This window comes from Mycobacterium colombiense (genome assembly GCF_003284975.1).
Taxonomy (GTDB): Bacteria; Actinomycetota; Actinomycetes; order Mycobacteriales; family Mycobacteriaceae; genus Mycobacterium; species Mycobacterium europaeum_A.
In genome coordinates this window covers 1-19,767 of sequence record NZ_QMEU01000007.1, presented here as the reverse complement: position 1 = coordinate 19,767, position 19,767 = coordinate 1, and the positions used below count along the sequence as shown (strand labels likewise).

General features: G+C 69.3%; 12 protein-coding genes. 10 read left to right on the top strand and 2 right to left on the bottom strand.

Annotation, left to right across the window (positions count from 1 at the left end; genetic code table 11):
* From DQP58_RS04495 to DQP58_RS04450, 10 genes are all read left to right on the top strand, one after another.
* Window positions 1-1,923, top strand: coding sequence for a galactan 5-O-arabinofuranosyltransferase (locus DQP58_RS04495; protein WP_112707299.1), 1,923 nt, complete (start codon window positions 1-3; stop codon window positions 1,921-1,923).
* A gap of 6 nt (window positions 1,924-1,929) precedes the next feature.
* Window positions 1,930-5,208 carry an arabinosyltransferase domain-containing protein gene (locus DQP58_RS04490; protein ID WP_112707298.1) on the top strand — a complete coding sequence of 1,093 codons (3,279 nt, stop codon included), beginning with the start codon at window positions 1,930-1,932 and terminating at the stop codon, window positions 5,206-5,208.
* 100 nt (window positions 5,209-5,308) lie between these two features.
* Complete coding sequence (locus tag DQP58_RS04485; protein ID WP_066873066.1) at window positions 5,309-5,632, top strand: ArsR/SmtB family transcription factor; 324 nt, start codon at window positions 5,309-5,311, stop codon at window positions 5,630-5,632.
* Window positions 5,629-6,114 carry an SRPBCC family protein gene (locus tag DQP58_RS04480; RefSeq protein ID WP_112707297.1) on the top strand — a complete coding sequence of 162 codons (486 nt, stop codon included), beginning with the start codon at window positions 5,629-5,631 and terminating at the stop codon, window positions 6,112-6,114. Before DQP58_RS04485 ends, DQP58_RS04480 begins: the two co-directional genes overlap by 4 nt.
* Window positions 6,111-6,734 carry a maleylpyruvate isomerase family mycothiol-dependent enzyme gene (locus DQP58_RS04475; protein WP_112707296.1) on the top strand — a complete coding sequence of 208 codons (624 nt, stop codon included), beginning with the start codon at window positions 6,111-6,113 and terminating at the stop codon, window positions 6,732-6,734. Before DQP58_RS04480 ends, DQP58_RS04475 begins: the two co-directional genes overlap by 4 nt.
* A 67-nt stretch (window positions 6,735-6,801) precedes the next feature.
* Window positions 6,802-10,137 carry an arabinosyltransferase domain-containing protein gene (locus DQP58_RS04470; protein WP_112707295.1) on the top strand — a complete coding sequence of 1,112 codons (3,336 nt, stop codon included), beginning with the start codon at window positions 6,802-6,804 and terminating at the stop codon, window positions 10,135-10,137.
* A gap of 77 nt (window positions 10,138-10,214) precedes the next feature.
* On the top strand, window positions 10,215-13,454 hold the full coding sequence (locus tag DQP58_RS04465; protein WP_112707394.1) for an arabinosyltransferase domain-containing protein: 3,240 nt from the start codon (window positions 10,215-10,217) through the stop codon (window positions 13,452-13,454).
* A 174-nt stretch (window positions 13,455-13,628) separates the two neighbouring features.
* Window positions 13,629-14,144 carry a hypothetical protein gene (locus DQP58_RS04460; RefSeq protein WP_112707393.1) on the top strand — a complete coding sequence of 172 codons (516 nt, stop codon included), beginning with the start codon at window positions 13,629-13,631 and terminating at the stop codon, window positions 14,142-14,144.
* 94 nt (window positions 14,145-14,238) lie between these two features.
* Complete coding sequence (locus DQP58_RS04455; protein ID WP_112707294.1) at window positions 14,239-14,694, top strand: FHA domain-containing protein; 456 nt, start codon at window positions 14,239-14,241, stop codon at window positions 14,692-14,694.
* A 34-nt stretch (window positions 14,695-14,728) separates the two neighbouring features.
* Window positions 14,729-16,510: an acyl-CoA dehydrogenase family protein gene (locus DQP58_RS04450; protein ID WP_112707293.1), complete on the top strand. Its 1,782-nt coding sequence runs from the start codon at window positions 14,729-14,731 to the stop codon at window positions 16,508-16,510.
* On the opposite strand, the gene DQP58_RS04445 is transcribed toward DQP58_RS04450, so the two are convergent.
* Both DQP58_RS04445 and DQP58_RS04440 read right to left on the bottom strand, forming a co-directional pair.
* Window positions 16,507-18,072: an acyl-CoA carboxylase subunit beta gene (locus DQP58_RS04445; RefSeq protein WP_112707392.1), complete on the bottom strand. Its 1,566-nt coding sequence runs from the start codon at window positions 18,070-18,072 to the stop codon at window positions 16,507-16,509. The genes DQP58_RS04450 and DQP58_RS04445 overlap by 4 nt on opposite strands.
* Window positions 18,073-18,080: 8 nt before the next feature.
* A partial coding sequence (locus tag DQP58_RS04440; protein WP_165827794.1) for a thioesterase domain-containing protein occupies window positions 18,081-19,767 on the bottom strand: 1,687 nt, incomplete at its 5' end.

Here is a 19,767-nt window from a genome sequence, read left to right as displayed (position 1 = left end):
ATGCGCAACGCGCTGGCCACCCTCGGCCAGATGGCCTTGGCGGCGCTGGTCGCGGTGGCCGTCGCGGTGGTATCGCTGATCGCCATCTCCCGGGTGCAATGGCCGGCCTTTCCCTCCTCAAATCAACTGCACGCGCTGACCACCGTCGGCCAGGTCGGCTGCCTGGCCGGGCTGGTCGCCGTCGGCTGGGCGTGGCGGCGCTGCAGCCGTCCCCGCGGCCGGTGGTTGACCCGATTGGGTGGGCTGGTGTTCGTGTCGGCGTTCACCGTGGTGACGCTGGGCATGCCGCTGGGGGCGACCAAGCTGTACCTGTTCGGCATCTCCGTCGACCAGCAGTTCCGCACCGAGTACGTGACACGGCTCGCCGACAGCCCCGCCCTGCGCGACATGACCTACCTCGGGCTGCCGCCGTATTACCCACCGGGCTGGTTCTGGATCGGCGGGCGCGCCGCGGCGCTCGGCGGCACACCGGCGTGGGAGATCTTCAAGCCATGGGCCATCACGTCGATCACCATCGCGGTCGCGGTCGCGCTGGTGCTGTGGTGGCGCCTGGTCCGGTTCGAATACGCGCTGATCGTCACCGCCGCGACGGCCGCTGCGACGCTGGCCTACGGCTCGCCCGAGCCGTACTCGGCGATGATCACCGTGTTGTTGCCGCCGATGCTGGTGCTGACCTGGTCGGGCCTGCGCGCCGGCGACCGCCCGGACGCACCGACCGGCGCGGGCCGGGGCGCGGTGATCGGCGCCGGGTTATTTCTCGGCTGGACGGCCACCTGGTACACCCTGCTGTTCGGGTTTACCGCGTTCACGGTCGGACTGATGGCCCTGTGGCTGGCCGGCGTGCGCTGGCGGCGCAACCGGCAGAGCGGCGGCGCCAAGGCCGCCCTCGATCCGCTGCGGCGGTTGGCCGTCATCGCCGGCCTCGCCGTCGTGATCGCCTGCACGACCTGGCTGCCGTTCGTGTTACGGGCGCTGCACAGCCCGATCAGCAACACCGGCAGCGCTCAGCATTACCTGCCGGCCGACGGCGCGGAGTTGACGTTCCCGATGCTGCAGTTCACGCTGCTGGGCGTCGTCTGCCTGATCGGCACCCTGTGGCTGGTGGTGCGGGCCCGTTCGTCGGTGCGGGCGGGCGCCCTGGCCATCGGCGTGCTGGCCATCTACCTGTGGTCGCTGCTGTCGATGCTCACCACGCTGGCGCGCACCACGCTGCTGTCCTTCCGGCTGCAGCCGACCCTGAGCGTGCTGCTGGTCGCCGCCGGGGCGTTCGGTTTCGTCGAACTCACCCAGGCGCTCGCCGCCGTGGGCCGCGAACGCAGCTGGGGCCGCGCCGTCTCCCCGGTGGCCGGCGCGATCGGGCTGGCCGCCGCGATCGCGTTCAGCCAGGACATCCCCGACGTACTGCGGCCCGACCTCACCATCGCCTACACCGACACCGACGGTCACGGCCAACGCGGGGACCGCCGTCCGCCCAGCGCCGAGAAGTTCTACGCCACAATCGATCACGCCATCACCCAGGTGACCGGCAAGCCGCGCGATCAGACCGTCGTGATGACCGCCGACTACAGCTTCCTGTCCTTCTACCCGTACTGGGGATTTCAGGGACTCACCTCGCACTACGCCAACCCGCTCGCGCAGTTCGACCTGCGGGCCGCGCAGATCAACAAGTGGTCCAACCTCAAGACCGCCGACGAGCTGCTCCATGCCCTGGACACCTGCCCCTGGCCCCCGCCCACGGTTTTCCTCATGCGCCGCGGCACGGCGGGCAACTACACGCTGCGGCTGGCCGAGGACGTCTACCCCAACCAGCCCAACGTGCGGCGCTACACCGTCGATCTGCGCGGAGCCCTGTTCGACAGCCCGCATTTCACCGTCCAGAGCGTCGGCCCGTTCGTGCTGGCCATCCGCAAGCCGGGGGCGTAACCGCTGATGAGCACCGACACCTCGCCTCAAACGGGGCCTCAAACGGCCGAAGAACTAGCATCTAGCTCCGTGACCGACACGGGAGCGAATCACCGGGTCGCCCGGCTGGTTGCCTCCGTCGCCGGGCTGCTCGGCGTGCTGCTGGCGATCGCCACCCCGCTGCTTCCGGTCGACCAGACCACCGCCCAATTGAACTGGCCGCAGAACGGCACCTTCGGCAGCGTCGACGCCCCGCTGATCGGCTACGTCGCCACCGATTTGAACATCACCGTCCCGTGCGACGCCGCCGCCGGATTGGCCGGACCCGGCAACGCCGGCAAGACGGTGTTGTTGTCGACGGTGCCCAAGCAGGCACCCAAGGCCGTCGACCGGGGCCTGCTGATCGTGCGCGCCAACAACGACCTGGTGCTGGTGGTGCGCAACGTCCCGGTGGTGACCGCCCCGCTGAGCGAGGTGCTCAGTCCGGCCTGCCAGCGGTTGACCTTCACCGCGCACGCCGAGAAGGTCACCGCCGAATTCGTCGGACTCACGCAGGGACCCAATGCCGAGCATCCCGGCTCGCCGCTGCGCGGCGAGAAAAGCGGCTACGACTTCCGGCCGCAGATCGTCGGGGTCTTCACCGACCTGAGCGGACCGGCGCCGGCGGGCCTGCACTTCTCGGCGACCATCGACACCCGCTACAGCAGCAGCCCCACCCCGCTGAAGATGGCCGCGATGATCCTGGGCCTGGTGCTGACCGCCGCCGCCCTAATCGCGCTGCACATCCTCGACACCGCAGACGGCACCCGGCACCGCCGCTTCCTACCGGCCCGTTGGTGGTCGATCGGCGGGCTGGACGCGCTGGTGATCGGCGTGCTGGTGTGGTGGCATTTCGTCGGCGCCAACACGTCCGACGACGGCTACATCCTGACCATGGCCCGCGTCTCCGAGCACGCCGGCTACATGGCCAACTACTACCGCTGGTTCGGCACGCCCGAAGCGCCGTTCGGCTGGTACTACGACCTGCTGGCGCTGTGGGCCCACGTGAGCACCACCAGCGTCTGGATGCGGTTGCCCACCCTGGTGATGGCGCTGACGTGCTGGTGGGTGATCAGCCGCGAGGTCATGCCCCGGCTGGGTCATGCCGTCAAACAGAACCGGGCCGCGGCCTGGACCGCCGCGGGCATGTTCCTCGCCGTCTGGTTGCCGCTCGACAACGGCCTGCGGCCCGAGCCGATCATCGCCCTGGGCATCCTGCTGACCTGGTGCTCGGTGGAGCGCGCGGTGGCCACCAGCCGGCTGCTGCCGGTGGCGATCGCCTGCATCATCGGCGCGCTGACCCTGTTCTCCGGGCCGACGGGCATCGCCTCGATCGGCGCGCTGCTGGTCGCGATCGGGCCGCTGCGAACCATCCTGCATCGCCGCTCCACGCGCTTCGGTGCGCTGCCGCTGGTAGCCCCGCTGCTGGCCGCTGCCACCGTCACCGCGATCCTGATCTTCCGCGACCAGACCCTGACCGGTGAGATCCAGGCCAGCATGCTCAAGCGGGCCGTCGGCCCCAGCCTGAGTTGGTTCGACGAACACATTCGCTACGAGCGGCTGTTCATGGCCAGCCCGGACGGGTCGGTCGCCCGCCGCTTCGCCGTGCTGGCGCTGGTTCTCGCGCTCGGCGTCACGGTGGCAATGTCGTTGCGCAAGGGCCGGATTCCGGGCACGGCCGCCGGGCCGAGCCGGCGCATCGTCGGCATCACCATCATCTCCTTCGCCGCGATGATGTTCACCCCCACCAAATGGACCCACCACTTCGGGGTGTTCGCCGGGCTGGCCGGACCGCTGGGTGCGCTGGCCGCGGTCGCGGTGACCGCGGTGGCGATGCGGTCGCGGCGCAACCGGACCGTGTACGCCGCGGTGGTGCTGTTCCTGGTGGCGTTGTCGTTCGCCAGCGTCAACGGCTGGTGGTACGTCTCGAATTTCGGTGTGCCCTGGTCGAACGAGTTCCCGGCCTGGCATTACGCCTTCGCCACCGCGCTGCTCGGGTTGACCGCGGCGGTGCTGCTGCTGGCCGCCTGGTTCCACTTCGTCGCGCCGGAGAACGGGCCGCCCAGGACCCGGCTGGGCGTCCGAGTGGCCGGAATCATCCAGTCCCCATTGGCGATTGCCACGTGGGTGCTGGTGGTGTTCGAGGTGGCCTCGCTGACCCTGGCGATGACCGACCAGTATCCGGCGTGGTCGGTCGGTCGCTCCAATCTGCAAGCGCTGACCGGGAAGTCGTGCGGACTGGCCGAGGACGTGCTGGTGGAGCAGGAGCCCAACGCCGGCATGCTGGCGCCGGTGAACGCTTCGGTCGCCGACGCAGTGGGCGCCGGCCTGTCGGAGGGCTTCACGCCCAACGGAATTCCCGCTGACGTGCGCGCCGACCCGGTGATGGAACGGCCGGGTGACCGCAGCTTCGTCAACGACGAGGAGAAGACCGGCAGCAATCAGGCCGGCACCGAGGGCGGCACCACCCCGGCACCGGGCGTCAACGGCTCGTCGGCCCAGTTGCCCTTCAACCTTGACCCCGCCCGCACGCCGGTGCTCGGCAGCTGGCGGTCGGGCATCCAGATTCCCGCGCACCTGCGGTCCAGTTGGTATCGACTGCCGGCGCGCGATAAGGCGGGTCCGCTGCTGGTGGTGAGCGCCGCCGGGCGCTTCGACCCCCGCGAGGTCCAGGTGCAGTGGGCCACCGACGATCAGGCGGCAGGCGGACACCCCGGCGGTTCGTTCCAATTCGCCGACGTGGGTGCGTCGCCGGCCTGGCGCAACCTGCGGTTGCCGCTGTCGGCGATCCCGAGCTCGGCCACCCAGATCCGGCTGGTCGCCGACGACGAAGACCTGGCCCCGCAGCACTGGATCGCGCTCACCCCGCCCAGGATTCCGCAGCTGCGCACGCTGCAGGACGTGGTGGGCTCCGCCGACCCGGTGTTCCTCGACTGGCTCGTCGGGCTCGCCTTCCCCTGCCAGCGACCGTTCGGTCACCAGAACGGCGTCGACGAGACGCCGAGATGGCGCATCCTGCCCGACCGATTCGGCGCCGAGGCGAACTCGCCGGTGATGGACAACAACGGCGGGGGTCCGCTGGGGGTGACCGAGCTGTTGGTCAAGGCGACCACCATGGCCACCTACCTCAGGGACGACTGGTCTCGCGACTGGGGTTCGCTGCAGCGGCTGACGCCCTACTATCCGGACGCGCAGCCCGCCCACCTGCTGCTGGGGACAGCAACCCGCAGCGGCCTGTGGGGCCCGGCACCGCTTCGTAAAACCTAGGCGTACAACACTTTTCGCGAGGGCTTCGCCGCACGGGTGCGACGGCCCGCGCGGGCCGGCCCTTGCCGTCCAGCCATCGGTAAGCCTAGACTTACGGTTCGTGGTCACTTACCAAACGGGTGACGTCTGGCTGGCGCTGGCGGACGGGACGCGGCGGGCCATCGTGGAGCGTCTTGCCCACGGCCCGTCGGCGGTCGGCGAGTTGGCCCGCGACCTGCCGGTCAGCAGGCCGGCGGTGTCCCAGCATCTCAAGGTGCTCAAGTCCGCCGGGCTGGTGCGCGACCGCGCCGCGGGAACCCGTCGCGTGTATCAGCTCGATCCGGCCGGCCTGCAGGCGCTGCGCGCCGATCTCGACCGGTTCTGGACACAGGCGCTGGCCGGCTACGCGCAGACCATCGACGAGATGAACGAGGGAGCAACATGACCAAGCGGATTCCGAACGTCAACCACCACGTCGTCGTCAACGCCCCGATCGAGCGCGCGTTCGCCGTCTTCACCGAACAGTTCGGCGCATTCAAGCCGCGCCAGCACAATCTGTTGGCGGTCCCGATCGCCGAGACGGTGTTCGAACCCCAGGTGGGCGGCCATATTTACGACCGAGGCGTCGACGGCAGCGTGTGCCGATGGGCGCGAATCCTGGTCTACGAGCCGCCACACCGCGTGGTGTTCAGCTGGGACATCGGGCCGACGTGGCAGCTGGAAACCAACCCGACCAGGACGAGCGAGGTCGACGTCCGCTTCACCGCCGAGTCCGGCGAGCGCACCCGGGTCGACCTCGTACACCGCTATCTGGACCGGCACGGGCCGGGCTGGGAGTCCGTCGCCGACGGCGTCGACGGCGACGCGGGTTGGCCGTTGTATCTCGGCCGGTACGCGCAGTTGATCGTCGGCGGTGATCCGCGATGAGCTCCGACCTGATGACCATGGCCCGTGACGAGCGGGCCGACCTCGCCGAGTTCCTGGCCACCCTGACCCCGCAAGACTGGGATGCACCCACCCTGTGCACCCGCTGGAGCGTCAAAGACGTTGTCGCGCATGTGATCAGCTACGAGGAGCTCGGTGCGCTGGGGTTGCTGAAGCGGTTCGCCAAGGGCGCGATCGTGCGGGCGAACCAGGTGGGCGTCGACGAATTCGCGGCCCTGACCCCGCAACAGCTGCTGAAATTCCTGCGCGGCCACCTCCAACCGCGGGGACTGACAGCGGGTTTCGGCGGGATGATCGCGCTCGTCGACGGCACCATCCATCACCAGGACATCCGTCGCGCGCTCGACCGGCCGCGGCTGCTGCCGCCCGATCGGCTCGAGCGGATCCTTCCCCTGGTGCCCGGCAATCCCCGGCTCGGCGCCGGACGCAGGATCCGGGGCCTGCGCCTGCGCGCCACCGACGTCGAGTGGAGGCACGGCGACGGGCCCGAGGTGACCGGCCACGGCGAGGCGCTCCTGCTGGCCATGACGGGGCGTCCGGCCGCCCTGGCTGACCTGGACGGTCCCGGGCTGGCCACGCTGGCGGGCCGCGTCCGGCGATAGCATCCCCGGCGCCCGGGCGGCCCCGCGTCCTCATCGGACTCAGCAGCGTCGCTTACGATCGAGCCTCGTGCCCCACGACGGTAAAGAGCGATCGCAGCGGATCCCCCGGTCGGTGGCCGCCATCGCGGGAATCGTGGGCCTGCTGCTGTGCCTGTCCGTCCCGCTGCTTCCGGTGCGGCAGACCACCGCAACGGTCCTGTGGCCACAGGGCAGCACGGACGGGCACGTCAGCCAGATCACCGCGCCGCTGGTGTCCGGGGCGCCCCGCGCGCTGGACATCTCCATTCCCTGCCCGGACATCGCCACCCTGCCCGCCGGCGGCGGCCTGGTGGTCTCGACGCTGCCGCCGGGCGGGATGGACGCCGGGAAAAACGGGTTGTTCGTGCGGGCGAACACGGATGTCGTCGTCGTCGCGTTCCGCGACACCGTGGCCGCGGTCGCGCAACGCTCGGCCGTGACCGCCGGGGGCTGCAGCGTGCTGCACGTCTGGGCGGACGCCGGCGCGACCGGCGCGGACTTCGTCGGCATACCGGGCGCCTCGGGGATCCTGTCACCCGAAAAGAAACCCCAGGTGGGCGGCGTCTTCACCGACTTGAAGGTGCCTGCGGGGCCGGGATTGTCGGCCCGCATCGACATCGACACCCGCTTCATCACCGCGCCCACCGTCCTCAAGGAAATCGTGATGGCCGTGGGCGCCCTGGCCGTGCTGACGGCCATCATCGCGCTCGCGGTGCTGGATCAGCGCAGCCGGGGCGGGAGCACCCTGCTCAACTGGCGCTCGCCGATCGCCTGGCTCTCCAGGTACCGCCCCGGCACGCACCTCGCCAACTGGCGACGGGTGGGCATCGCGACGTGGATCGCCGACGCCGGGGTCATCGCCACGCTGCTGTTGTGGCACATCATCGGCGCCACGTCGTCGGACGACGGCTACAACCTGGCCATCGCCCGCGTCGCCCCCGGCGCCGGTTACATCGCCGACTACTACCGCTACTTCGGCACCACGGACGCTCCCTTCGATTGGTATCTGAGCCTGCTGGCCAAGATGGCCTCGGTGAGCACGGCCGGCGTGTGGATGCGACTGCCCGCCACGCTGGCCGCGATCGGGTGCTGGCTGATCATCAGCCACTGGGTGCTGCGCCGGCTCGGACCCGGCCGCGGCGGCCTGGCGGCCAACCGGGTAGCGGTCTTCACCGCGGGCGCGGTGTTCGTGGCGGCGTGGCTCCCGTTCAACAACGGACTGCGGCCCGAACCGCTGATCGCCCTTGGCGTGCTGGTCACCTGGATGCTGGTGGAACGGGCGATCGCGCTGCGTCGGTTGGCCCCGGCGGCGGTGGCCATCATCGTGGCGCTGCTGAGCGCGACGCTGGCACCGCAGGGCCTGATCGCCGTCGCCGCGCTGCTGACCGGGGCGCGCGCCGTCGCTCAGACGATCCGGCGCCGCCGGCAAAGCGACGGCCTGCTCGCACCGCTGGCGGTGCTGGCGGCCTCGGCGTCGCTGATCCTGGTGGTGGTGTTCCGCAGTCAGACGCTGGCCACGGTCGGCGAATCGGCCCGCATCAAGTACAAGGTCGGCCCGACCATCGCCTGGTACCAGGATTGGCTGCGCTACTACTTCCTCACGGTGGAATCCAACCCCGACGGGTCGATGGCCCGGCGATTCGCGGTGCTGGTGCTGCTGCTGTGCATGTTCGGCATGCTGGTCACCCTGCTGCGCCGCGGCCGGATTCCGGGGGTGGCCAGCGGGCCGGCCTGGCGGTTGATCGGCACATGCGCATTCGGCCTGTTGTTGTTGACGTTCACCCCGACGAAGTGGGCGGTCCAGTTCGGCGCGTTCGCCGGGCTGGCCGGGGCGCTGGGCGCGGTGACCGCGTTCGCCCTGGCCCGGATCGGCCTGCACAACCGCCGCAACCTGACCCTGTACGTGACCGCCCTGCTGTTCGTGCTGGCGGTGGCGACCTCCGGCATCAACGGCTGGTTCTACGTCGGCAACTACGGGGTGCCGTGGTACGACATTCAGCCGGTCGTGGCCAGCCACCCGGTGACGTCGATGTTTTTGGCGCTGTCGATCGCGACCGGCCTGCTGGCCGCCTGGCAGCACTTCCGGATGGACTACGCCGGGCACACCGAGGTCAAGGACAACCGGCGCAACCGGGTGCTGGCGTCGACGCCGCTGCTGGTGGTCGCGACCATCATGGTCGTCGGCGAAGTCGCGTCGCTGACCAAGGGCGCGGTGTTGCGCTATCCGCTCTACACCACCGGCAAGGCGAACCTCGCCGCGATCAGCTCGGGGCTGTCGAAGACCAGCTGCGCCATGGCCGACGACGTGCTGGCCGAGCCCGACCCCAACGCCGGCATGCTGCAGCCGGCGCCCGGGCAGACGTTCGGGCCGGACGGCCCGCTGGGCGGTGACAACCCGGTCGGCTTCAAACCCGACGGCGTAGGCGACGACCTGAGGTCGTACCCGGTGGTGACCAAGCCGGGCGTGGTGAACTCCACCGGGTCACCCAACAAACCCAATGCCACCATGACCGACTCCGCGGGCACGGCCGGCGGGAAAGGACCGGTCGGGGTGAACGGGTCGCATGCCGCGCTGCCGTTCGGACTGGATCCGGCCCGCACGCCGGTGATGGGCAGCTACGGCGAGAACTCGCTGGCCGCCACCGCGACCTCGGCGTGGTACCAACTGCCGCCGCGTAGCCCGGACCGGCCGATCGTGGTGGTGACGGCTGCCGGTGCCATCTGGTCGTACAAGGAGGACGGCACCTTCACCTATGGGCAGCAGCTCAAACTGCAGTGGGGCCACCGCGACTTGGCCCGTCCCGACGGCCCCACCCAGCCGCTGGCACAGGTGTATCCGATCGACATCGGGCCGGAGCCGGCGTGGCGCAACCTGCGCTTCCCGCTCACCTGGGCGCCACCGGAGGCCAACGTGGTCCGCATCGTCGCCTACGACCCCAACCTGAGCTCGGACCAGTGGTTCGCGATCACGCCGCCGCGCGTCCCGGTGCTGCAGACCCTGCAGCAGTTGATGGGGTCGCACACACCCGTGCTGATGGACATCGCCACGGGTGCGAACTTCCCGTGCCAGCATCCGCTCTCCGAACACCTTGGGGTAGCCGAACTTCCGGCGTATCGCATCCTGCCCGATCACAAGCAGACGGCGGCGTCGTCGAACGGGTGGGAGGCCAGCGAGGACGGGGGTCCGTTCCTGTTCACCCAGGCGATGCTGCGCACCTCGACGATCGCGACGTACCTGCGGGGTGACTGGCATCGCGACTGGGGATCCGTGGAGCAGTACTTCCGGTTGGTGCCGGCTGATCAGGCGCCGGACGCCGCAATCGAACAGGGTGTGATGACAGTGCACGGCTGGAGCCGGCAGGGACCGATTCGGGCGCTGCCATGAGCGATCGCAAGGGCGGCGAAGCCGGGCGCCGGGGGCACCTCCCGCTTGCGGGGGACGGGTCGCGAACCGACCAGCAAATGAGTGTCACGACCGTCGACAAGCGCGAGGGCCAAGCGGCACCCCGCCAGGACGTGCGGGTGACGCGCTGGGTCGCGACGATCGCCGGGCTGTTCGGTTTCATCCTGTCGATCGCCACCCCGCTGCTGCCCGTCGTGCAGACCACCGCGACGCTGAACTGGCCGCAGCACGGCCAGCTGAACAGCGTTACCGCGCCGCTGATTTCGCTCACGCCGGTCGACGTGAAGGTGACCGTGCCGTGTTCGGCGGTGCGCGGCCTGCCACCGGAGGGCGGGGTCGTGCTCAGCACGGCGCCCAAGAAGGGCAAGGACGCCGCGCTCAACGCGTTGTTCGTGGTGGTCAACGGCAAGCGCGTCGACGTCACCGACCGCAACGTGGTGATCGCCAGCGCGGCCCGCGATCAGGTGGAGTCGGCACAGTGTCAGCGTATCGAGATCACCTCGACGAAGGCGGGCGCCTTCGCCACGTTCGTCGGGCTGACGGATCCGGCGGGCAAGCCGCTCGGCGGCGGCTTCCCCGACCCGAACCTGCGGCCACAGATCGTCGGGGTGTTCACCGACCTGAGCGGGCCGGCCCCGACCGGTCTGCAGCTGACGGCGACCATCGACACCCGGTTCTCCACCACCCCAACGACTTTGAAGCTGGCCGCAATGGTGCTGGCCATCGTGTCCACCATCGTCGCGCTGATCGCCTTGTGGCGCCTCGATCAGCTGGACGGCCACCGGATGCGCCGGCTCATTCCGGCGAACTGGCGCACGTTCACCCTGGCCGACGTCACGGTGATCTCCGGCTTCGTGCTGTGGCACGTGATCGGGGCGAACTCGTCGGACGACGGCTACATCCTGGGCATGGCCCGGGTGGCCGATCGCGCCGGCTACATGTCGAACTACTTCCGCTGGTTCGGTAGCCCCGAGGACCCCTTCGGCTGGTACTACAACCTGCTGGCGCTGATGACCCACGTCACCGACGCCAGCCTGTGGATGCGGTTGCCGGACCTGATCGCCGGCATCGTGTGCTGGCTGCTGCTCTCGCGGGAGGTGCTGCCCCGGCTCGGCCCGGCGGTGGCCGCCAGCAAGGCGGCGAACTGGGCGGCGGGCATGGTCCTGCTGACGGCCTGGATGCCGTTCGACAACGGCCTGCGGCCCGAGCCGATCATCGCCGTCGGTTCGCTGATCACCTACGTGTTGATCGAGCGCTCCATGCGCTACAGCCGGCTCACCCCCGCGGCGCTGGCCGTCGTCACCGCGGCCTTCACCCTGGGCGTCCAGCCCACCGGGTTGATCGCGGTGGCAGCGCTGGTCGCCGGCGGCCGCCCGATCCTGCGCATCCTGGTGAAACGCCATCGCCTGGTCGGCACCTGGCCGCTGGTGGCGCCGATGCTGGCCGCCGGCACGGTCATCCTGACGGTGGTGTTCGCCGATCAGACGTTGTCAACGGTGTTGGAAGCCACCAGGATTCGCACCTCGATCGGCCCCAGCCAGGCCTGGTACACCGAGAATCTGCGCTACTACTACCTGATCCTGCCAACCGTCGACGGCTCGCTGTCGCGCCGCTTCGGCTTCCTGATCGCCGCGCTGTGCCTCTTCACCGCGGTCTTTATCATGTTGCGGCGCAAGCGAATTCCCGGTGTTGCGCGCGGGCCGGCCTGGCGGCTGATGGGCGTCATCTTCGGCACCATGTTCTTCCTGATGTTCACCCCCACCAAGTGGGTGCACCACTTCGGGCTGTTCGCCGCGGTGGGAGCGGCGATGGCCGCGCTGACGACGGTGTTGGTGTCGCGCGAGAGCCTGCGCTGGTCGCGTAACCGCATGGCCTTCCTGGCGGCGCTGCTGTTCGTGCTGGCCCTGTGTTTCGCCACCACCAACGGCTGGTGGTACGTCTCGAGCTTCGGCGTCCCGTTCAACAACGTGATGCCGCGGCTCCACGGAATCAGCATCAGCACCGTCTTTTTCGCGCTGTTCGTGATCGTCGCGCTCTACGCGTCGTACCTGCACTTCGCGCCCCGGGACCGCGGCGAAGGACGGCTGGCGCGGGCGCTGACCGCCGCGCCCATCCCCCTCGCGGCGGGCTTCATGGCGCTGGTGTTCATCGCCTCGATGGTGGCCGGGATCGTGCGCCAATACCCCACCTACTCCAACGCCTGGGACAACCTGCGGGAGTTCAGCGGCGGCTGCGGGCTGGCCGACGACGTACTCGTCGAGCCCGACAGCAATGCCGGCTTCATGGTGCCTTTCAAAACGGGAGAACCGGACAATTACGGCCCGCTCGGGCCGCTGGGTGGAGTCAGCCCAACGGGATTCACGCCCAACGGCGTACCGGACCGCACCCTGGCCGAGTCGATCAAGGAGACGGAGGTGCCGCAGCCCGGCACCGACTACGACTGGGATGCGCCGACCAAGCTGAAGGCCCCGGGCGTCAACGGCTCGACGGTGCCGCTGCCGTACGGCCTCGACCCCAGCCGGGTGCCGCTGGCCGGCAGCTACACCACCGGCGCGCAGCAGCAGAGCCGGCTCACCTCGGCGTGGTACCAGCTGCCGAAGCCCGATGACGGACACCCGCTGGTGGTGGTGACCGCCGCGGGCACCATCGCCGGCAACAGCATCCTGCACGGCCACACCAGCGGGCAGACCGTGGAACTGGAGTTCGGCAGACCCGGCCCCGGCGGCACCGTGCAGCCGGCCGGCCGGCTGGTGCCCTACGACCTGTACGGCGAGCAGCCGAAGGTGTGGCGGAACCTGCGCTTCGCGCGTTCGGCGATGCCCGCCGACGCGGTCGCGGTTCGGGTGGTTGCCGAGGACCTGTCCCTGACACCGGACGACTGGATCGCGCTGACCCCGCCCCGGGTGCCGGAGCTGCGGTCGTTGCAAGAGTACGTCGGCTCCAAGCGGCCGGTGCTGATGGACTGGGCGGTCGGACTGGCGTTCCCGTGCCAGCAGCCGATGCTGCACTCCAACGGCGTCACCGACATCCCGGAGTTCCGCATCACCCCGGACTACAACGCCAAGAAGCAGGACACCGACACTTGGCAGGACGGCGTCAACGGCGGCCTGCTGGGCATCACCGACCTGTTGCTGCGCGCCCACGTGATGTCGACGTACCTGTCGCATGATTGGGGCCGCGACTGGGGATCGTTGCGCAAGTTCGACACCATCGCCGACGCGCACCCGGCGCAACTCGACCTGGGCACCGCCACTCGCACCGGTTGGTGGTCACCCGGGCCGATCCGCATCAAGCCGTAGCGGAACGCCGAAAACTCGGCACCAAAAATGGTTTTGCGCGTGGTTATTCGACGGTGGAATAACGCAGTGAATTAACGCCTGGGTAATTACCGGGCAAAGGTTTAATTCCGCCAATCCCGGGTGAATACTCATTCCGCTGTGATCCAGTTCACACCGCGGAGCGAGGTGGCCCGAATGCACACACTGACACGCCTGGGAACCTGCGCGGCCGCGGCCACCGTGGTCATCACCCCCGCCGCGGCTTCGGCCGTCGGAACCGCGTCCGCCGAGGGCGGCGGCACGACCGTCGTTTTCGACACCTATCTGCGGCGATGCGACTTCAGCAAGATCAGCATCGCCCCCAAAGTGCCCGGCCCGATGCTCGGCACCGGTTCGGCCATCGTCCGCACCAGCGGATCCAGAGCCGTCGCAGAGGTGCACCTGGTCGACGCGCCCGAACCGGGCACGCAATTCGACGTCGGCCTCATCGAAGAACCCCGCCCGTCCTCATCGACCTGCGGCCCCGGCGACCCGGGAACCGCGTTTACCGGCATGGTCACTGACGGCGCAGGAAACGCAACGGCGACCGTTGCTGACACCATTCGGCCGGGCACTACCGGCGTGTGGGTGATTATCGAGCGGCCGAATGCGAACTCCCAGAACCCGGCGGAGTTCTACACGTCCGAGTTCGTGGTGCCGGTGGGGTCCTAGCTAGCCGCCGCCCGTCCGCGCGGTGAACGCCGGGCTGGCGGGTGACGCTCAAATGCTGCGATGGGAGTATCCGAGGAAATCTGGGGAGGGAGCGGTGTCGGCGTCACACGAGGACACAAGCCAGCAGCGAACCGCCGCGGCCGATGATGCCACCGGCGACATGGGTTCCCTGCTGCGCGCCGACGCCCGCGACGACGTCGACATGTCATCGGCCGTCGCCGAGGCGGCGGCGGCCTTGGACCGCGGTTCGGCCATGCTCGTCGTGAAGCGGGGCCCCAACGTCGGGGCGAGATTCGTGTTGAACCAGCCGGTCATGAACGCGGGCCGGCATCCGGCCAGCGACATCTTTCTCGACGACATCACGGTCAGCCGCAGGCACGCCGAATTCCACTCGGAGAACGGCGAATTCCGCGTCGTCGATCTCGGTAGCCTCAACGGCACCTACCTCAACCGTGCCGCCGTCGACTCCGCGGTGCTGACCAACGGCGACGTGCTCCAGGTCGGCAACTTCCGGCTGATCTTCCTCACCGCTGAGCCGACGCAACAGTGACGGGGGATCCGGGGCGGCGCGTAGCGTCTGACCCATGAGCGACTACGCCGTAGAAGCGGTGGACCGGCTGCCGTTTTCCACCGACGAGAAATCGCAGCGCTACGCGACGGAGAACTACGGCGGCGCGGTGGGACTCAACTGGTACCTCACCGATCCCACGCTGCAGTTCACCATGGCCTATTACCTCGCGCCGGTGGAACTCGCGCTCGCCGAACGCCATTTGACCCGCATCGGGGAACTGATGGGCGGGCCGGTGGCGCGGTGGGCCGAGGAGACGGATCGCAACCCACCGCGGCTGCAGCGCTACGACCGGTGGGGTCACGACATCAGCGAGGTGGTCATGCCGGCCTCCTTCACGCAATCCAAGCGGGCGGTCCTGGACGCCCAGCGGGCGCTGCGCACCGAGGCGCGCGAGGCGAAGATGAGCTCGTCGCTGACCATGTTCGCCTCGAACTATCTGCTGAACCAGGCGGATATCGGCATGGGCTGCGCCCTGGGCACCGGCGGCGGCATGGTGCAGTCGCTGGTGGCCGCCTACGCGCCGCCCGATGTGGCCGAGCACGTGCTGGCCAAGTTCGCCTCCGGCGAGTGGGCCGGCGAGACCGCGCAGCTGCTGACCGAACGCACCGGCGGATCCGATCTGGGGGCGCTGGAGACCACGGCGACCCGCCGCGGCGACTCGTGGGTGTTGAACGGCTTCAAGTGGTTTGCGTCCAACTGCGCCGGCGAGGCGTTCGTCGTCCTGGCCAAACCCGAAGGCGCGCCGGACTCTTCGCGCGGCGTCGCCAACTTCCTGGTGCTGCGCACCCGCCGTGACGGGTCGCGCAACGGGGTGCGGGTCCGGCGGCTGAAGGACAAGCTGGGCACCCGCTCGGTGGCCTCCGGCGAGGTCGAATTCGTCGACGCCGAAGCGTTTCTGCTCTCCGGCGAGCCCACCGACGCCGCCGCGGGCCCGTCGGACGGCAAGGGTCTGGGACGCATGATGGAGCTGACCAACGCCGCCCGCCTGGGCATCGCCTTATTCGGGCTCGGCAATGCGCGGCGCGCCCTGGTCGAATCGCTGTGTTACGCCCGGCAACGCCGGGCGTTCGGCGGCGCGCTCATCGACAAACCGCTGATGCGGCGCAAGCTCGCCGAGATGATCGTCGACGTCGAGGCCGCGCAGGCGTTGGTGTTCGACGGCACCCTCGCCACCAACCACCGTCAGCCGCGCAGCATGCGGCAGCGCATCGCCGTGCCGGTGACCAAGCTGAAGGTGTGCCGGCTGGGGATCACCGCCGCCTCGGATGCGATCGAAATCCACGGCGGCAACGGCTATATCGAGACGTGGCCGGTGGCCCGGCTGCTGCGCGACGCGCAAGTGAACACCATCTGGGAGGGGCCGGACAACATTCTGTGTCTGGACGTGCGGCGCGGGATCGAGCAGAGCCGCGCGCACGAGACGCTACTGGCGCGGCTGCGCGACGCGGTGTCGGTCGCCGACGACGGCGAAACCACCCGGCTGGTCGCCGGGCGGATCGAGGACCTGGACGCGGCGATCACCGCGTGGACCAAACTCGACAGGGAGACGGCCGAGGCCCGGCTGTTCCCGCTGGCCCAATTCATGGGCGACGTCTATGCTGGCGCCCTGCTGATCGAGCAGGCCGCGTGGGAACGGGCCACCCGGGGCGGTGAACGCAAGGCGCTCGTCGCCGGGCTCTACGCGCAGCGCTATCTCGCCGACCGCGGCGCACTGCGCGGCATCGACGCCGACTCCGACGAGGCGCTGGAGCGCTTCGACGAACTGCTCGACGGCGCGCTGCGGCTCGAGGACTAGATCGGGATGAGCCCGTGCTTACGCGCCGTGCGGAACCACAATTGCTTGTCCCGCAACAGTTTCATCGACTTGCGCAGCAGCAGCCGGGTCTCGTGCGGATCGATGACCGCGTCGATGAATCCGCGTTCGGCGGCGGTCCAGGGGATCGCCATGTTGAGGTTGTAACCCTCGATGAAGTCTTTCTTGATCTGCTGCGCCTCGGGGGTGGTGGGATCGGGGAACCGCTTCATCAGCAGCTGCGCGGCGCCCTCGGCGCCGATCACCGCGATGCGCGCGGTCGGCCAGGCGAAGTTGAAGTCCGCGGTCAGCTGCCGGGATCCCATCACGGCGTAGGCACCGCCGTAGGACTTGCGGACCGTGATGGTCACCTTCGGCACGTCGGCCTCCACGACCGAGTACAGGAACCGGCCGCCACGCTTGATGATGCCGTTCTTCTCCTGCTCGGCACCGGGCAGGAAACCGGGCGTGTCCACCACGAACACCAGCGGCGTGTTGAACGCGTCGCAGAACCGGATGAAGCGCGCCGCCTTGTCGGAGGCCTCGTTGTCGATCGACCCGGACAGGTACATGGGCTGGTTGGCGATCACGCCCACCGGGCGCCCGTCGACCCGGGCGAACCCGGTGATGATGGCCGGCCCGTGCTGCGCGGCGACGTCGAGGAAGTCGCCGTCGTCGAAGATCCGCAGCAGGATCTCGTGCATGTCATAGGCCATGTTGTCCGAGTCCGGCACGATCGAGTCGAGCTCGAGATCGGTCGGGGTGGTCTCCGGCTCGAGACCGGGATTGACGATCGGCGGCTCGCCGACGGTACTCGACGGCAGGAACGACAGGAAGTCGCGGACGTACTGGAACGCCTCGGCCTCGGAGTTGACCACCTGGTGGATGTTGCCGTTGCGGGCCTGCGCATCCGAGCCGCCGAGCTCGTCGAGGGTGACGTCCTCTCCGGTGACCTCCCGGATGACGTCGGGCCCGGTGACGAAGAAGTACCCCTGGTCACGCACCGAGACCAACAGGTCGTCCTGGATCGGCGAATACACCGCTCCCCCAGCGCATTTGCCGAAGATCAGCGAGATCTGCGGTACCAGACCGCTCAAAGCCTCGTGGCGGCGGCCCAGCTCGGCGTACCAAGCCAGCGAGGTGACGGCGTCCTGGATGCGGGCGCCGCCCGAGTCCTGGATGCCGATGATCGGGCAGCCGACCATCGCGCACCATTCCATCAGGCGGGCGACCTTGCGGCCGAACATCTCGCCGACGGTGCCCTGGAACACGGTCTGGTCGTGGGAGAACACCCCGACCGGCCGGCCGTCGATCATGGCATGGCCGGTGACGCAGCCGTCGCCGTAGAGCGCGTTCGGATCGTTGGGCGTCTTGGCCAGCGCCCCGGTCTCGAGGAAGGTGCCGGGATCGACCAGCGCGTGCACCCGGGCGCGGGCGCTGGGGATGCCCTTCTTGTCGCGCTTGGCGACGGCCTTCTCACCACCCGGCTCTTTGGCCAATTCCAAGCGACGGTAGAGCTCGGCCAGCTTCTCGGCGGTGGTGTGCTGAATGGGGGCCGGCGCCATCTCCGTCACTATTTGCCTACCTCACTCGTCTGACTGGTTTCGGCCTCCACCTTATTCAGCACGTCGCAGAGGTGAGCACCGACCTTGCCGATGATCGGTTCGTCGATAGCCTGGATGTGCTCGCCGCCGATCGGCACCACCTCGAGGTCGGCCACGTACTCGCCCCAGCCGCCGTCGGGCTGGCGGATCGCATACCGCGGCTCGAACTCGATGACGTCGTCGTGGTAGCGGTCGGCCATGTACAGGGTGACGTGGCCGTCGTATGGCTCGATCTGGACGGTCTCGAGCGCCCGGTTGTCCAGGTAGGACGTCCGCTGGTGCTCGACGATGCCGCCCGGGATCTGCACCCCGCTCTGCTGGACGATGTCCAGCACGAACTTGACCTGGCCCTCGTCGTCGAGCTCTTCGAGCTGCTCGTAGGGGATCGCCGGAATCTCGACGTTGAAGGTGCGCTCGGCGAACTTCGCGTACCGGTCCCAGCGCTTGCGGGTCTCCTCCTGCGTCTGGGGGATCTCCTCGCCGGCGCGCACCGTGTCGATCATCCCGACGAAGCGCACGTCCTCGCCCGCCCGCTTCAGACCGATCGCGCACGCGTAGGCCAGCGCGCCGCCGAGCGACCACCCGGCCAGGATGAACGGCCTGCCCGCGTTCATCTCCAACAGCTTCGGCACGTACTGGGCGGCCCGCTCCTGGACGGTGCCCTCCACGCGCTCGAAGCCGTACATCGGCGTGTCCGCCGGCAGCCGGTTCAGCAGCGGCTCGTAGACCACGGTCGACCCGCCGGCCGGATGGAACACGAACACCGCCGGCTTGGAGCTGCCCTCGGGGCGCGCCCGCAGCGTGCGGACGAAGCCGTCGATCTGCCCGGCCTCCAGGTACTGACGCACCTTTTCGGCCAGCGCCTCGATGGTGTCCGACGTCAGGACGTCCTCGGCGGTGATGTCACCCTCGGCGCGCTCCGAGAGCCGCTGCGCCATCTTGGCCGCGGTGTCCGCGTCAAGCTTGGGCAGCGGGTTGAAGATGCCGCCCGGCGACTTGCCGGTCACGATGGCCCAGGTGGCGAAGGTGACCCGCTCGGCGGCGTCGCGCGGTGGCACATCGGAGTTCAGCGCCTTGGCGACCGCCTCCTGGCTGAGCGCTGCGGCCAGGTCCGGCTTCGCACCGTTGGTGGCCGCGCCCTTCGGGCCCGACGGGTCCGTCGGAGGCGGCGGGATGGTGCCGTCCGACGGCGGTGGTTCGGGTTGCGTGTGGGGCTCGGCCTGCGGGTCCGGCGCCGGTGCGGCGGTCGTCGTCGGCGTGGCCCCGCTGAGCAGTTGGGCCTGCTCCCTGGCGATCTCCTCGGGCGTCTGAGTCTTTTGGTGCTCGTGCAGCTGCTCGACCTCGTCGCGGTGCTCGACCGCGTACTCGATCAGCTTCTCGATGGCGTACAGGTTGGCGTCGCGCACGGCCGTCAATTGGATTGGCGGCAGGTCGAAGTCGTATTCGACGCGGTTCTTGATCCGCACCGCCATCAACGAGTCCAGGCCCAGCTCGATCAGCGGCACCTCCCACGGCAGGTCCTCGGGCTCGTAGCCCATGGCCGCCGAGACGATCAGCCCGAGCCGCTCGCCGACGGTCTCGCCGGAATCCGGTGACCAGCGGCCCACGCTGGACGGCAGGTAGCGGTTGGTCAGGCTGTCCGACAGCGTCTCGGCG

What these genes read in the sequence shown, in the direction of transcription:
- DQP58_RS04495 (WP_112707299.1), top strand. Translation starts at nt 1, where the DNA reads ATGCGCAACGCGCTGGCCACCCTCGGCCAGATGGCCTTGGCGGCGCTG.
- DQP58_RS04475 (WP_112707296.1), top strand. Translation starts at nt 6,111, where the DNA reads ATGAGCTCCGACCTGATGACCATGGCCCGTGACGAGCGGGCCGACCTC.
- DQP58_RS04460 (WP_112707393.1), top strand. Translation starts at nt 13,629, where the DNA reads ATGCACACACTGACACGCCTGGGAACCTGCGCGGCCGCGGCCACCGTG.
- DQP58_RS04480 (WP_112707297.1), top strand. Translation starts at nt 5,629, where the DNA reads ATGACCAAGCGGATTCCGAACGTCAACCACCACGTCGTCGTCAACGCC.
- DQP58_RS04450 (WP_112707293.1), top strand. Translation starts at nt 14,729, where the DNA reads ATGAGCGACTACGCCGTAGAAGCGGTGGACCGGCTGCCGTTTTCCACC.
- DQP58_RS04445 (WP_112707392.1), bottom strand. Translation starts at nt 18,072, where the DNA reads ATGGCGCCGGCCCCCATTCAGCACACCACCGCCGAGAAGCTGGCCGAG.
- DQP58_RS04490 (WP_112707298.1), top strand. Translation starts at nt 1,930, where the DNA reads ATGAGCACCGACACCTCGCCTCAAACGGGGCCTCAAACGGCCGAAGAA.
- DQP58_RS04465 (WP_112707394.1), top strand. Translation starts at nt 10,215, where the DNA reads ATGAGTGTCACGACCGTCGACAAGCGCGAGGGCCAAGCGGCACCCCGC.